The organism is Usitatibacter palustris (assembly GCF_013003985.1).
Lineage (GTDB): Bacteria > Pseudomonadota > Gammaproteobacteria > Burkholderiales > Usitatibacteraceae > Usitatibacter > Usitatibacter palustris.
Map to the genome: position 1 here is coordinate 3403281 of NZ_CP053073.1, position 14373 is coordinate 3417653.

Below are 14373 nucleotides of genomic sequence, written 5' to 3' on the forward strand. Positions count from 1 at the left end.
TCAGTCCTCGCGCGTCACGCGCAGGACTTCCTCGATCGTGGTGTCGCCCGCGAGCGCCTTGCGCAATCCGTTCTCGAACATGGTCTCCATGCCCTCGGAGATCGCCGCAACGCGCAGCTCGCCGGAGGTGGCGTGCCGCATGATCAAGGAACGAAGCGTGTCCGTCATGACGAGCATCTCGACGATCGAGAGCCGCCCGAAGTAACCGGTGCCCGCGCACTTGGCACAACCCACCGGCTTGTAGAGCATGACTTCCCCGGTCGGCACGAAGCGGCGCAGCTGCATCTGCTCGACGACTTCGGGAAGCGCGGGATGCTTTTCGCGGCAGTGGCTGCAGAGCGTGCGCACGAGGCGCTGCGCGAGGATGCCGGTCACGGTGGAGGTGAGGAGGTAATCCTCCGCGCCCATGTCGAGCAGGCGGCTCACGGTCGCGGGCGCGTCGTTGGTGTGGACGGTCGAGATCACCATGTGGCCGGTGAGCGCCGACTGCATCGCGATGCGCACCGTCTCCACGTCGCGGATCTCGCCCACCATGATGATGTCCGGGTCCTGCCGCACGATGGAGCGCAGCGCGCTCGCGAACGTGAGGTCGATCTGCGGCTTCACCTGGATCTGGTTGATGCCGGGCATCTGGTACTCGACCGGGTCCTCGACGGTGACGATCTTCACGTCGGGCTTGTTGAGGCGATCGAGCGCGGTGTAGAGCGTGGTCGTCTTGCCCGAGCCCGTGGGGCCGGTGACGAGCAGGATGCCGTGCGGCTGGTCGAGCACCGCGAGGAATTTCTCCAGCGCCACGCCCTCGAATCCGAGCGAAGCGAAATCGAGCGGCACGCCGCCCTTGTCGAGGATCCGCATCACGACGCTCTCGCCGTGCATCGTGGGCACGGTGGAGACGCGCAGATCGATCTCCTTGCCTTGCACGCGCAGCTTGATGCGGCCGTCCTGCGGCAAGCGCCGCTCGGCGATGTCGAGCGAGGCCATGATCTTCACGCGCGAGATGACCGCGGCCGACATGCGGCGCGGCGGCGACTCGATCTCGTGCAGCACGCCGTCGATGCGGTAGCGCACGACCAGGCGATTCTCGAACGGCTCGATGTGGATGTCGGACGCGCGCGATTCGAGCGCCTTCGTGAAGAGCAGGTTCACGAGGCGGATGACCGGAGCCTCGCTCGCCATGTCCTTCAGGTGCTCGATGTCGCCCCAGTCGGCCTCCTCGTCGCGCGATTCCACGCTGTCGACGATCTGCCCCATGGAGCTACGCCCCCCGCCGTAAAGGCGCTCGAGCGCGGCTTCGATTTCATTGGGTGCGGCGATATAGGGGCGCACGCGCTTGCCCGAGGCCATCTGCATGGCGCTCAGCACATACGAATCGGTCGGGTCGGCGATCGCGACGGCGACCTCTTCGTCGTCCTCGCGCAGCGGCACGGCCTGCGCATCGCGCAGGAATTTGGCGGAGATGCGCTCTTCCATCAGCGGCAGCTCGGGAAAATCGGCGCCGGATGCGAGCGGGAGGTCGAGCTGGCTTGCGAGGGCATCGGCAAGATCGCGGCCCGACACCATCCCGAGGCGCAAGAGGATCATTCCGACCTTCTCGCGCGACTCGCCCTCCTGCAGTTTCAGGGCGCGATCGAGGTTGGCGGTGTCGAGCTTGCCGCGAGCGACGAGGATCTCACCAATACGTTGCGGCAAAATGGGAAAGTCCCTTCGTAAGCATTTGAAAAGTATAGCATCGGGGGATCCAGCGACCCCCATTGTTTGGGCGTGGCCGGCGCGTCGGTAGGGGAGCGCCTGTAAGCAGATGCGTCGGGGCCGCCGAAGTTCAGTGCCGATCTCATCGGAGGGGAAGTTAACTGTCGTATCATCCGCTCCGCGTCGAAACCGCCACGCCATCGCCACGTCGATCGAAAGAAGCGCGTTCCACCTGAAGCAGCGGAGCATTCCTTGCGTCTAGTCCCTACGATTCTCTGCGGAGGCGCCGGCTCGCGGTTGTGGCCTGTCTCCCGCGACTTGCATCCCAAGCCGTTCATCCGCCTTGCCGACGGCCAGAGCCTCCTGCACAAAGCCTTCCTTCGCGGCGCCAAGCTTCCGGGCGTCCAGGAAGTCCTCACGGTCACGAATCGCGAGCTGTTCTTCAAGACCCAGGACGAATTCAAGGAGGTCAACGAGGCGAACCTCCCGCTCTCGTACCTGCTGGAGCCGTTCGGACGCGGAACCGCCGCGGCCATCGCAGCTGCCGCGCTAAGTGTCGAGAAGTCCCACGGCGGCGATGCCCTGCTGCTCGTGCTGCCTGCGGATCACCTGATCGAGGACCAGGCCGCTTTCGCGGCGGCGGTCGCGCAAGCGACGCGTCTTGCGAGCGCCGGTCGACTCGTGACCTTCGGCATCCGGCCGAGCGCGCCAGATACGGGCTATGGATACATCGAGGCGAATGGCAGCGACGTGCTGCGCTTCGTCGAGAAGCCGTCGCTCGAGACGGCACGGTCGTACGTCGAGTCCGGGCACTTCCACTGGAACTCGGGGATGTTCTGCTTCAGCGCCGCGTCGATCCTGCGCGAAATGGAGCAGCACGCAGGCGAAGTGTTGTCGGCCGTTCGCGCCTGCATCACCGCGTCGCGAGCGGCAACGGGGTCGAACGTCACACAACTCGAGCTCGATGCCGACACCTTCGACAAGGTTCCCAATACGTCCATCGACTACGCGGTGATGGAAAAAGCCCAGGGCGTCGCAGTCGTGCCCTGTGACATCGGCTGGAGCGACATCGGATCCTGGAATGCGATCGGTGACCTGGCGATAGCGGACACTCAGGGCAATCGCATCGAGGGCAAGGCGGTCCTGTACGACGTCAGCAATTGCTATTTCCGGGGTGCGGGCCGTGTCATCGGTGCGGTCGGCGTCGCGAACCTCGTGGTGATCGACACCCCCGATGCACTGCTCATCGCGGACAAGTCGCGCTCGCAGGACGTGCGCCATGTGTATGCGCAGCTGAAGGCGGAAGGCAACGATGCGCACAAGATCCACAACACGGTGCATCGGCCTTGGGGGACCTACACCATCCTCGAGGAAGGCCCCGGCTTCAAGGTCAAGCGCATCGAAGTGAAGCCCGGCGCGAGCCTGAGCCTCCAGATGCACCACAAGCGCAGCGAGCACTGGGTCGTGGTGAGCGGAACGGCGAGCGTCGTCAATGGCGAGCAGCAGCTCACCATCAACGCGAACGAATCGACCTACATTCCGGCGCTATGCAAGCATCGCCTCGCGAACGACACCGACCAGGAGCTCGTGATCATCGAGGTCCAGAGCGGTGGATACCTCGGCGAAGACGACATCGTCCGGTTCTCGGACACTTACGGCCGGCGCTGATCCCCGCGCACGCGCCGGCGCGCCGCCTCCCAAAGGTTGGCAAGCGCGCGCAGCGGCCGGGTCACGCGCCACGAAAGTGACGAACGAATGACTTCCGCCTGGCGCTGGTGCGCCTGGATCTCGAGGTCCCGCGAGGCGACGACATGGCCGAGTTCCGCGACGCGCGCATTCAGGTCGCTTACCCCGCGTTGCAGGTTGGTGATGTGGCCGTCGCGCGTGGCCACCTCGCCGCGAATCTCCTCGATCTGTGCGTCGCGTTTGATCATCTCGGCATCGCGCCACGCCATGCCGGCCTCGAGCCCACGTGCGCGCGCAACGCCGAACTCCAGCGCGCTAGCGTGCGCACGGAGCATCTCGCCATTGGGATTGCCGGCGTCGGCCAGCAGGCGAATGCGCCGCGCCACCAGGGATGGCAAGGCCTCATCCTGCGAAGCCCCGGTCCAGAGGCGGGCGGCGATCTGCGGATCGAACGCAGCCCGGGCATCCCGGTAGGCCTCCTCGAGGATCGCGGCTTGCTTGCGCGGGTCGAAGTGCTTCTCGGCAAAACGACGGCCGCCTTCGCCGATGCGCCGCGCCCGCTCCGGATCGGCCATTAGCGCGAGGCACTTCTCCGCGATCTCCTCGGGACTGCCGGTTCGATGCAGCAGGGCATCCTCTCCGTCGCGCAGCATCGATGCGATGTTGGTGTCGGGCAGCACGACAGGGCGGCCGCTCGCGAAAAGCTCCGGCAGCTTCCCGGGCAGGCGCAGGTCCTCGAAGGGATGGTTCTTCCCGGGTTGCACGAACACGTCGGCGAGCGCGTAGAGCGCGGGCAGCTCCGCGCGTGGCAAGGCGCCGAGGTCGCGGACAAACTGAGCCACCTGCGGCGGCAGGCGGTGCAGGAAGTCCAGGGCCACGGGCCCGGAGCGAAGCAGCCTGCACGGCCTGCCTCGCGCGTTGATCAGGCCCACGGCCCGGCACAAGGATTCGATACCGGGGCGGGTGAAGTCGTTGAGGCCGCCCGGATAGACGATCACGCGCTCGCCGTCATCCACGCCATAGGCGCGGCGTAGCGTTTCGTCCGGCGCGCGCGGCGCGAACGCCGCCAGGTCGGTGCCCGGCATCACCGTCGTGCAAGGGACCCACGGTGGAACCTCCGGGCGCAGCTTGTCCTGGATGACCACCGCCGCATCGGCGAGGGCGATGAAGTGGTCATGGCGCAGGACGTGCGGCATGCCGTCGGGGGTCCAGCGCGAGATCACATCCTCCGTATGCTGGAGAATCGTTTCCTCGTGCATCCCGATCAAGCCAAGCGACGTGGTCGCGAGGTATCGCTCGTTGTCTTCGAGGTAGATCACCCAGGGCGTGGCGCGGGTCGCGAGATAGGCAGCGACGAACCGCCGCACGCCTTCGCGGGGTGTCCACGCGTGGAGGATGTCCGCGGGACGCCCGTCGGCGAACAGCGAAGCGGGATGGGCGAGCGCCTCCGCGTAGGACGCGATACGCAGCCCTGCGATGGGGTCGCCATCTTCCGTGCTCGCCCCGGGCGGCAGCGCGACTGCGCAGTCGTGGCCGAGCCGCGCCAGCTCTCGCGCATGCAATTTCAGCGGGACGCCGCTGTTCCCGGACAGGTCTCCATAGAGAACGAACAGGACGTTCATGCGCGCGCGCCGGGTTCGGCGTTATCTCGAGCCACGAACCTGGAGGAAGTCCTGGTACGTGAGGCGCAAGCCGTCTTCGAGCCCGATGCGAGGACGCCAGCCCGATTCGTTGAGTCGCGATACGTCGAGGAGTTTGCGCGGCGTGCCATCGGGCTTGCTGCGGTCGAGTTCGATCGTGCCGGAATATCCAACAATCCTCGCGATCAGCGCGGCCAGCTCCGCGATGGTCTGGTCCGTGCCCGAGCCGATGTTGACGATGGGCGGCTGGAAAGCGCCCGTTGCGACCTCGTCGCTGCCCAGCAGCGGCCCGAACCGTGCATCGGGAAGGCTCATCAGGTGCATGCACGCTTCGGCCATGTCGTCCGAGTGCAGGAACTCCCGACGCGGGGTACCCGTTCCCCACACGGTGACCTTCGAATGCCCGCCCGTCTTTGCTGCATGGAACTTCCCGATGAGCGCCGGGATCACGTGGCTGTTGTCCGGGTGGTAATTGTCGCCGGGACCGTAGAGGTTCGTCGGCATCGCCGCCAGGAACTGCGTGCCGTATTGCCGGTTGTAGCTCCAGCACATCTCGATGCCCGCGATCTTCGCGATGGCGTACGCGCGGTTCGTCGGCTCGAGGGGGCCGGTGAGGAACGAGGTCTCGCGGATCGGCTGCGGCGCCATCTTCGGGTAGATGCAGCTCGATCCCAGGAAAAGCATCCGCTTCACGCCGTGGCGCCAGGCCGCGTGGATGATGTTCGCCTCGATGGCGAGGTTCTCGCGAATGAACTCTGCCGGATAGTTGTTGTTCGCGAGAATGCCGCCCACCTTCGCCGCGGCGACGAACGCGTACTCCGGACGCTCGGCCGCGAAGAAGCGGTCGACCGCCGCCGAGTCCGTGAGATCGACCTCGGACCGGGTTCGCGTGACGAGGTTGCCAAAGCCCTTCGCAGCGAGGCCCCGCATGAGCGCCGAGCCCACCAGCCCCCGGTGCCCCGCGACGAAGATGCTCGAGTTCAGTTCCATCGTGCGGGCAGGATCACTCGTGGTAGTCGTAGGCGGAGAACCCGTGGCGCTTCACGAGCTCGTCGCGCTCGGCGGACTTGAGGTCCTCGCGCACCATCTCGGCGACAAGCTCCGCGAACGTGATCTTCGGAGTCCACCCCAGCTTTTCCTTCGCCTTGGTCGCGTCGCCGAGCAGGGTCTCGACTTCCGTCGGACGGAAGTAGCGCGGGTCGACGCGAACGATGACCTTCCCGCTCGCGTCACTGCCGGTCTCTTCGACGCCGCGACCCTTCCAGCTGACCTGGATGCCGATCTCGCGCGCCGCGGCGTTGACGAAATCGCGAACACTGTATTGCACGCCCGTCGCGATCACGTAGTCCTCGGGAACGTCCTGCTGGAGCATGAGCCACTGCATCTCGACGTAGTCGCGTGCGTGCCCCCAGTCGCGCAGGGCATCGAGGTTGCCCAGGTACAGGCAATCCTGCAGGCCGAGCTTGATGCGCGCCAGAGCCCGGGTGATCTTGCGCGTGACGAAGGTTTCGCCCCGAACCGGCGACTCGTGGTTGAAGAGGATCCCGTTGCAGGCGTAGATGCCGTACGCCTCGCGGTAGTTGACCGTGATCCAGTAGGCGTACAGCTTCGCCACCGCATACGGACTGCGCGGGTAGAAGGGCGTGGTTTCCTTCTGGGGGGTCTCCTGGACCAGCCCGTAGAGCTCGGAGGTGCTCGCCTGGTAGAAGCGCGTCTTCTTCTCGAGGCCGAGGATGCGGATGGCCTCCAGGACGCGCAGCGCCCCGAGCGCATCGGAGTTGGCCGTGTACTCGGGCTCCTCGAACGAGACCGCGACGTGGCTTTGCGCCGCGAGGTTGTAGAACTCGTCGGGCTGCACGTTCTGGATCACGCGGACCAGGCTCGAGGAATCCGTCATGTCGCCGTAGTGCAGGATGAGGCGCCTGCCGGTTTCGTGCGGGTCTTGGTACAGGTGGTCGATGCGGTCGGTGTTGAAGAGCGAGGTCCGGCGCTTGATGCCATGGACCTCGTAGCCCTTGTTCAGGAGCAGCTCGGCGAGGTACGCGCCATCCTGGCCCGTGATTCCGGTGATCAGTGCTTTCTTGGCCATCCCTTAGCTCCAGCTCGGTGTGTCTCTATCCATGGGTCGCAGCGGCACGCAGGCGATCGACTTGCGCCTTCACCATTCGCGTGACCATCTCCTCGAACGATACCGTCGGCTCCCAGCCGAGCCGCGCGCGCGACCGCGAAGCGTCGGCCAGCGTGCACCCGGCGTCGAGCGGCCTCACGAGCCGCGGCTCGCTCACGACATTGTCACGCCAGTCCGCCCCGACGGTGCGATAGGCGACCTCGCACAGCTCGCGCAGCGAGTGGAGCTTGCCCGTGCCGATGACGTAGTCCTCGGGCCGTTCCTGCTGGAGCATCAGCCACATCGCGCGCACGAAATCGCCGGCGTAGCCCCAATCGCGAGACACCTCGAGGTTGCCCAAGCGCAGCTTGCCCTCGCGCACGATCGGCAGCCCCATCTCATCGAGGTCGGGGGAATCCACGATCCCGAGCGCCCGGCACGCCGCCCCGTAGGCGATCTTCTGCGTCACGAAATGCAGGGGACGGCGCTCGCTCTCGTGGTTGAACAGCAGGCCGTTGACGATGAAGAGCCCGTAGCCCTCGCGGTAGATCCGCGCCACCTGGTGGGCGTAGACCTTGGCGGCCGCATAGGGGTTGACCGGCATGAAGGCCGAGTCCTCGTCCTGCGGACCGCCGGCCGACGGGCCGAACATCTCGGAGGAAGACGCGTGGTACACGCGGCATTGCGGGCTATTGTGGCGCACGGCATCGAACAGGCGGACGGCGCCCAGCCCGTTCACGACGAGCGTTTCGGCGGGCGTGTCCCACGAGAGCCCGGGCCGCGATTGCGAAGCCAGGTTGTAGATTTCGTCGGGACGGGCCGCCTGGACGGCCGAGGAGATATCGACGCCTTCGGCCATGTTGCCGAACAGCACCTCGATGCGATCGGCGAGATGGCTGGCGTTGTTCGGGCGCAACCAGCTCTCGCGGCGCGCGAAGCCGAAGATTCGGTAGCCCTTGTCGAGCAGCAGCTCGGCGAGGAACGAGCCGTCTTGGCCGGTAATGCCCGTGATGAGCGCGCGCTTCATGGCCGAGGTCATCCGGCGAGAGTGGAAACGGAGGGGTTGGGGTGCAACGACACTGTTACAATGATTATAAGTTCAATCCATGCCAAGCCTCCAGACATGGATGACTCGATTCCCCGACACGCTACCCCGCAATGAACTTCCATCCCGCGTCGCCCGCCGGGGCGCTGCGCTCGCTGCGCGACAACCGCGAGCTCGTCTGGGAACTGGTGAAGCGCGACTTCATCGGCCGCTATCGCGGCTCCTTCGCCGGCGTGGCCTGGTCGCTCTTCAATCCCCTGCTGATGCTGGCGATCTACACGTTCGTGTTCACGATCGCGTTCAACGCTCGCTGGGGGCCGGGCACGGCGGTCACGCAGCCCTTCGCGGTCATCCTGTTCGCCGGCATGCTCGTGTTCAACCTTTTCGCCGAGACCCTGATCCGCGCCCCGACGCTGATCACGAGCCAGCCCAACTACGTGAAGAAGATCGTGTTCCCGATCGACGTGCTGGCGTGGGTCGTGCTGTGCTCGGCCGTGCTGCACTTCCTCGTGGGCTTCGGCGTCCTGCTGCTGATCGCCGCATTCATCGGCAAGGGCCTGAGCTTGAGCGTGGTGCTCACGCCCGTCGTCCTGATGCCACTGCTGCTCTTCTCGCTCGGCCTCACCTGGATCCTCGCTTCGCTCGGCGTGTACCTTCGCGACGTGCCGCAGGTGGTCGCCGTGCTGGTGACCGTACTGATGTTCGTGAGCCCGATCTTCTATCCGCTAGAAGTGATCCCTGAAAAGTACCGCCTGTTCCTGACGCTCAATCCGCTCGCCGTTCCCATCGAGCAGTTCCGCTCCGTCGCGCTGTGGGGCAAGCCCATCGACTGGCAGGCATGGGGCCTGTGGCTGGCGGTCGATGCGATCGTGTTCTGCGCCGGATACTGGTGGTTCCAACGAACGCGCAAGGGTTTCGCCGATGTCCTCTGACGATCCGGTCGTCGACGTCCGCGATCTGGGCAAGCGCTACGAGATCTACTCGGCCCCGCGCGATCGCCTGAAGCAGATGCTGCTGCCGCCGCTCGCCCGCGCGCTCTCCCGGCCCGAGCCGCGCTACTTCCGCGAATTCTGGGCGCTGCGCGACATCTCGTTCCAGGTGAGGCGCGGCGAAACGCTCGCGATCATCGGCCGCAACGGCAGCGGCAAGAGCACCCTGCTGCAGATCATCGCCGGGACCATGGCGCCCACCACCGGGGACGCCCGCACGCACGGGCGCATCGCCGCCCTCCTCGAGCTCGGCAGCGGCTTCAATCCGGAATTCACCGGCCGCGAGAACGTCTACCTCAACTGCGCGATCCTCGGCCTCACGCGCGAACAGGTCGATGCGCGCCTCGACGAGATCCTGGCCTTCGCCGACATCGGCGCGTTCGTCGACCAGCCCGTGAAGACCTACAGCAGCGGAATGATGGTGCGCCTCGCCTTCGCCGTGCAGGCGCACATCGCCGCCGACATCGTGATCATCGACGAAGCACTGGCCGTCGGCGACGTGTTCTTCGCGCAGAAGTGCTTCGCGCGCCTGCGCACGCTCGTCGATAGCGGCGCGGCCGTTATTTTCGTGACCCACGACATGTCCACGGTGACTCAGTTCTGCCGCAGCGCGATCGTCCTCCATGAGGGCCGCCAGTTGTTTCAGGGCGACCCTGTGGCCGCCATCCGACGCTACATGCTCATCGGCCGCGAGGAATCATCCTTCTCGCGTGGCAGCAGTGGCCCCGCGGACGAGCCCCCGGAAGCGACGGTTGCGGGTGATTGGCCCCCGCCGGATGCGCTTGTCCGCGCCCCGGAGGTCGACGTCGTCGAGGGAGGCAGGGCCGAGTTTCTCGGGTGCACCGTGCGCGATGCGCTGGGCCGTCCCGCGAATCTGTTCGAGATGGGAGACATCGCCGAGTTCTTCTACGACTTCCTCGTGAAGGACGACATCGGCATCCCGGTGGGCGGCATCTCGATCGTCAACGACAAGAACATCATTGTCCACGGCAAGAATTCCCTGCAGGTCGAACGCGGGCCACGGGGCCCCGTCGGCGCCGGCACGCGCCTGCGATTCCGCCAGCGCATCGCCCTGCGGCTCACTCCGGGCGAGTACACCGCGGTCATCGGGCTCGCCGCGACGGATGCGACCACCTACGCCAATATCGATGTTCTGCCGCATGACGACCTCACGGCACGCACCGAGCGAATTTCCTCGGTGGGCCGCGCTTGCACCTTTGGCGTCGTATTGCGGCGCAAGGGAGTCGCCCTGACGCACCATGGCCTTTGCGACCTCGATGGCGACATCGCGATGAAGGCCCACCGGCCCGATCCCGGCGGCGAGCGGACGCACGACCGTGGCTGAGCTGCGCCTCGACGAGTGCACGGTGGAGCCGGCCTCCATGGTCGATCCCGTGGGCCGCGTGTTCCACAGAGAGGGCCGCGTGTTCCGCGCGATATCGCCGCCCTACGGCGCGTTCGTCCGCGACATCGTGGCGCGAGCCCCGGCGCGTGGGTGGCTCGAGGCCGGGCTCGTACCAACGTGGACGACGGATCTCCAGGTCCAGGGATTCGAGACCGTCGTCGAGCACAAGCGCATTCCCTTCGTGACGCTGCGCGGCGAGTGGTCGGGCGAGGGCCTGCGGGCCGCAGCGCTATGCATACTCCAACTGCAGGCAGCGCTGCTGCGAGATGGCCTGTGCCTCAAGGATGCTCACCCGTGGAATGTGCTGTTCGACGGCCCGGTGCCGCGCTTTATCGACTGGGGTTCGATCCGTCCTGCGAGCGAGCTGAACCGGGAGTTCTGGTACCAGGAGTTTCGGCGCTTCCTGCTCGCCCCCCTTTACCTCTTCTCTCGCGGACGGCACCGCCTCGCCCGCACGATGCTGCGCGAGCACAGCATGGGCGCGGGCAACGAGCTCATCGATCTCCCTGCTCTACGGCGCTGGCCGCGCGCGCCGGCGACCCTCTCGGCCGTGAACGATCCCTTCGAGCAAGTCGTCGATCGCCTCGCCGACTATGTCGAGCAGCTGCGCTTGCCCGACGTACCGGGGGAATGGGAGAAGTATCCCCAACCTGCGTTCGAGGGTCTCCGGGACATGTCGCGCCTGCGGCTGAAGGATCGCCTTGTCCACCAGGTGCTGGAGAACGACCCGGGCAAGACCCTTCTCGACATCGGAACCAATGGTGGACTGCATGCGCTCATCGGTGTCGCGCTGGGCAAGACCGCGCTCGCGTGCGACATCGAGGAGACGTGCCTCAACCGCCTCTACCTGGGCGCGGCGCACGCCCAGGCCAACGTGCTGCCGCTGTACCACGACTTCCTCTGGCCCATCGGTGAATCGGGGCTCTTCAACGCCATCCCGGGTGCCATGAGCCGGCTGCGCTGCGACACCGTGCTGGCGATGGCAATCACGCACCACATCGCGCTCCGGTACCACGTGTCGCTGGAATCCATCGCCGACAACCTGCATCGCATGTGCAGGCGGCGCCTCATCGTCGAATTCGTTCCCGCCCAGGATGTCCATGTCGCGACGTGGTCGGAGCGCTTTCCGGACTGGTACCGGCTCGAGGTGTTCGTCGCCGCGCTAAGCAAGCGCTTTGCCGACGTGACGGTGCTGCCCTCCGATCCGGCTCCGCGTGTGGTGCTGGTGTGCGAGGGCGCCCGCGGAGCGTGATCGCGCACGGTCGGCCGGCTATCCGGTGATAAAATTGCCGCACTTTTCACTCTTCCGCCGCCGGACCCCTCGCGGTCGTCCTGCGCGCATCCATGAAGGAAGTCCTGCTCGACGCTGATCGTGTGCTGGCCGGCTACGACGCGGTCGCACGAATGTATCCGTTTGTCCCTTCGCTCAGCCACTGGCGCGCCTGGGAATACGCGGCCTACCAGCGCTATCGGATCGCGGGCTCGGTCCTCGACCTGGGCTGCGGCGATGGCCAGTACTTTCGCCTGCTGTGGCCCGACGTGCGCGACGTCACCGGCGTCGATGCGAGCGAGCCTGTGATCGAGTTGGCCAGGCGTAGCGGCGTCTACACCCGCGTCCATCACGCCTTCGCGCACGAGCTTCCGGTCGCGGACGCGTCGGCCGACGCCGTGTTCGCGAACTGCTCGCTCGAGCACATGGACCACCTCGACCAGGTCCTCGCGGAAATACGTCGCTGCCTGGTTCCGGGCGGGACGCTCCTGTGCAGCGTCGTGACCGATCGCTTCCTCAGCTGGTCCGTGCTGCCGATGCTGGTGCGCGAAGCCGGTGGGGAAGCGCTCGCGCGCCAGGCGCTCGACCAGTTCATCGCGTATCACCATCTCGTCAATCCGCTCACCGTCGGGCAATGGCAGCGCCGCTTCACGGAAGCGGGCTTCACCGTGGAGGAGCACGTGCCGATCCTGCCCCTGTACAACAGCGGCCTCTTCCTGCTCGCCGACGGCGCCTGGCACGTGAAGCAGGGCGATGGCGAGTTGGGCGACTCCCTCTACCGGGCGTTCTCGGCGAACCCGGGCTTCACCGCGGCCTTCCGCCTCATCGTGGAAGGCCTGCTCCGGATGGAAACCGATTGGCGTACGGGCAGCGGCGCCGTCTTCGCGGTCCGCAAGGCGCACTGATGGTCACTCGTTGCTGGTGCGGAACCCCGACCACGGGCGTCTTCAACAAGGAGTACGGGGCCTGTCCCGCCTGCGGGGGACTCGTGCTGCTCGACCTCTCGGTTCCCGGCCGCAAGCCCGTCGTCGACGACGAGAAGGATTTCTACGGAAAGCAGTACTGGCTCGCGCACCAGGCGGGCGACCTCGGAAATCCGGACATCCACGCCCGCGCGCGGAGCGACCTCACCGAGCGGAACCTGCACTGGCTCGCGGCCATCCTCGCCTACAAGCTTCCCCCGGCGGCCATCGTGGAAGTCGGCTGCGCCCACGGCAGCCTCGTCGCGCTCCTGCAGATGGCCGGCTTCGACGCCGCGGGCAGCGAGATGAGCCCGTGGGTCGTGGAGTACGCACGCAAGACCTTCGGCATCCGCATGCACGTCGGACCGGTCGAGTCGCTGGCGGTCGCGCCCGGCAGCCTCGATGCGCTCGCCATGATGGACGTGCTCGAGCATCTTCCCGACCCGGCGGCGACGCTGCGCCGGTGCCTCGCCCTGCTCAAAACCGATGGCGTGCTCGTCATCCAGACTCCGCAGTACCGCGAAGGCGTGACGCACGCGCAGATGCTCGCGTCCGCCGACCCGTTCCTCGAGCAGCTCAAGCCCGATGAGCACCTGTATCTCTTCACCGATCGCGGCCTGCGCAAGCTCCTCGTCGACGTCGGTGCTCCACACCAGTCCTTCGAACCCGCGATCTTCGCGCACTACGACATGTTCGTCGTCGCGAGCCGCAAGAAGGTCGTTCGCCACGCGCAAGCGGATATCGACGAGGCCCTCCTCGCCTCGCCCGGCGGGCGCATGGTCCTCGCCCTGCTCGACCTGCGCAAGCGCGAGACAGCGCTCTTCTCCGAGCTCGCCAGCGCGAGGAGCGACATCGAGTTCCTCAAGCAGAAGGCCACCACGCAGGTGGGCGGCGCCCCGGCGGCTGACTTCTCCTTCGTCGAGGCCGACCGGGTTGCACGCGGCCACGTCATCGAGAACCAGGGCCAGCGCATCTCGCAGCTGGAAGCGGAGGTGCACCAGCGGCTGGGCGAGCTGAACGTACTCCACGACGAAGCCGAGGCGCTGCGCAACGAACGCAACCTGGTTTCGGCGCAGAAGGACGACCTGCAGCGCAACTTCGACTTTGTCGAGGCCGACCGCATCGCGCGGGGCAACGTGATCGAGCAGCAGGGACAACGCATCTCCACGCTCGAAGGGGAGGTCCACCGGCGCCTCGAGGAGCTCACCTCCCGCGAGACCCAGGCCGCAGCGCTCCGTGCGCAGGTCGAGGCGCTCAAGAGCGAGCGCAGCGCGCTCGAAGGGCAGAAGGCCGACACGCAGCGCAACTTCGACCTCGTGGAGGCCGATCGCCGCACACGAGGGAGCATGATCGAGCAGCAGGCCCTGCGCATCGCCGAGCTCGAGCGCGAAGCGAACACTGGGGCGCAGGAACTCATGACGCTCGGCAAGGCCTTCGACGTGCTAAAAGGCGAGCATGGCGACCTCGGCCGCCAGCTCGGCGTGCTGGAGCAGGCCGCCGCGCGGGACCGCTCACGCTGGTGGCACCGGCTGGGCAGGAAGCTCAAGCTGCTCTAGCCAGGGCGAACCGGGGACAAGAAA

The 14373-nt window shown here is 66.5% G+C and carries 11 protein-coding genes; 6 read left to right on the forward strand and 5 right to left on the reverse strand.

The annotated features are described in order from the left end of the window. Complete coding sequence (gene gspE, locus DSM104440_RS16705; protein ID WP_212758111.1) at positions 1-1689, reverse strand: type II secretion system ATPase GspE; 1689 nt, start codon at positions 1687-1689, stop codon at positions 1-3. Positions 1690-2007: 318 nt separating this feature from the next. On the opposite strand from gspE, the gene DSM104440_RS16710 reads away from it, so the two are divergent. Next, a complete protein-coding gene (locus tag DSM104440_RS16710) occupies positions 2008-3357 on the forward strand; it encodes a mannose-1-phosphate guanylyltransferase/mannose-6-phosphate isomerase (protein ID WP_246212051.1) in 1350 nt (449 codons plus the stop codon). On the opposite strand, the gene DSM104440_RS16715 is transcribed toward DSM104440_RS16710, so the two are convergent. Genes DSM104440_RS16715 through DSM104440_RS16730 form a run of 4 tightly spaced genes read right to left on the reverse strand, consistent with a single transcriptional unit; the run spans position 3342 to position 8149 of the window. Then, positions 3342-4997 (reverse strand): glycosyltransferase family 4 protein, encoded by a 1656-nt coding sequence (locus tag DSM104440_RS16715; protein ID WP_171164626.1) that lies wholly within the window; start codon positions 4995-4997, stop codon positions 3342-3344. The genes DSM104440_RS16710 and DSM104440_RS16715 overlap by 16 nt on opposite strands. 21 nt (positions 4998-5018) lie before the next feature. Beyond that, entirely contained in the window at positions 5019-6005 is a 987-nt protein-coding gene (locus tag DSM104440_RS16720) for a GDP-L-fucose synthase family protein (protein ID WP_171164628.1), read from the reverse strand. A 13-nt stretch (positions 6006-6018) separates the two neighbouring features. Continuing rightward, complete coding sequence (gene gmd, locus DSM104440_RS16725; RefSeq protein WP_171164630.1) at positions 6019-7104, reverse strand: GDP-mannose 4,6-dehydratase; 1086 nt, start codon at positions 7102-7104, stop codon at positions 6019-6021. Between the two features lie 25 nt (positions 7105-7129). Then, positions 7130-8149, reverse strand: a complete 1020-nt coding sequence (locus DSM104440_RS16730; protein WP_171164632.1) for a GDP-mannose 4,6-dehydratase — start codon at positions 8147-8149, stop codon at positions 7130-7132. A 131-nt stretch (positions 8150-8280) separates the two neighbouring features. Here DSM104440_RS16730 and DSM104440_RS16735 point away from each other — a divergent pair, with 131 nt between their 5' ends. From DSM104440_RS16735 to DSM104440_RS16755, 5 genes are all read left to right on the forward strand, one after another. Beyond that, a complete protein-coding gene (locus tag DSM104440_RS16735) occupies positions 8281-9099 on the forward strand; it encodes an ABC transporter permease (RefSeq protein WP_171164633.1) in 819 nt (272 codons plus the stop codon). After that, positions 9089-10501: an ABC transporter ATP-binding protein gene (locus tag DSM104440_RS16740; protein WP_171164635.1), complete on the forward strand. Its 1413-nt coding sequence runs from the start codon at positions 9089-9091 to the stop codon at positions 10499-10501. The genes DSM104440_RS16735 and DSM104440_RS16740 overlap by 11 nt, the downstream gene beginning before the upstream one ends. Next, positions 10494-11813, forward strand: a complete 1320-nt coding sequence (locus DSM104440_RS16745) for a hypothetical protein (protein WP_171164638.1) — start codon at positions 10494-10496, stop codon at positions 11811-11813. The genes DSM104440_RS16740 and DSM104440_RS16745 overlap by 8 nt, the downstream gene beginning before the upstream one ends. Positions 11814-11905: 92 nt before the next feature. Continuing rightward, entirely contained in the window at positions 11906-12736 is an 831-nt protein-coding gene (locus DSM104440_RS16750; protein ID WP_171164640.1) for a class I SAM-dependent methyltransferase, read from the forward strand. Continuing rightward, the gene (locus tag DSM104440_RS16755; RefSeq protein WP_171164642.1) at positions 12736-14349 is read left to right on the forward strand and encodes a class I SAM-dependent methyltransferase; all 1614 of its coding nucleotides are present in this window, start codon (positions 12736-12738) and stop codon (positions 14347-14349) included. The genes DSM104440_RS16750 and DSM104440_RS16755 overlap by 1 nt, the downstream gene beginning before the upstream one ends. The last annotated feature ends 24 nt before the right edge of the window (positions 14350-14373 follow it).

What these genes read in the sequence shown, in the direction of transcription:
- DSM104440_RS16715 (WP_171164626.1), bottom strand. Translation starts at nt 4,997, where the DNA reads ATGAACGTCCTGTTCGTTCTCTATGGAGACCTGTCCGGGAACAGCGGC.
- DSM104440_RS16720 (WP_171164628.1), bottom strand. Translation starts at nt 6,005, where the DNA reads ATGGAACTGAACTCGAGCATCTTCGTCGCGGGGCACCGGGGGCTGGTG.
- gmd (WP_171164630.1), bottom strand. Translation starts at nt 7,104, where the DNA reads ATGGCCAAGAAAGCACTGATCACCGGAATCACGGGCCAGGATGGCGCG.
- DSM104440_RS16730 (WP_171164632.1), bottom strand. Translation starts at nt 8,149, where the DNA reads ATGAAGCGCGCGCTCATCACGGGCATTACCGGCCAAGACGGCTCGTTC.
- DSM104440_RS16735 (WP_171164633.1), top strand. Translation starts at nt 8,281, where the DNA reads ATGAACTTCCATCCCGCGTCGCCCGCCGGGGCGCTGCGCTCGCTGCGC.
- DSM104440_RS16740 (WP_171164635.1), top strand. Translation starts at nt 9,089, where the DNA reads ATGTCCTCTGACGATCCGGTCGTCGACGTCCGCGATCTGGGCAAGCGC.
- DSM104440_RS16750 (WP_171164640.1), top strand. Translation starts at nt 11,906, where the DNA reads ATGAAGGAAGTCCTGCTCGACGCTGATCGTGTGCTGGCCGGCTACGAC.
- DSM104440_RS16755 (WP_171164642.1), top strand. Translation starts at nt 12,736, where the DNA reads ATGGTCACTCGTTGCTGGTGCGGAACCCCGACCACGGGCGTCTTCAAC.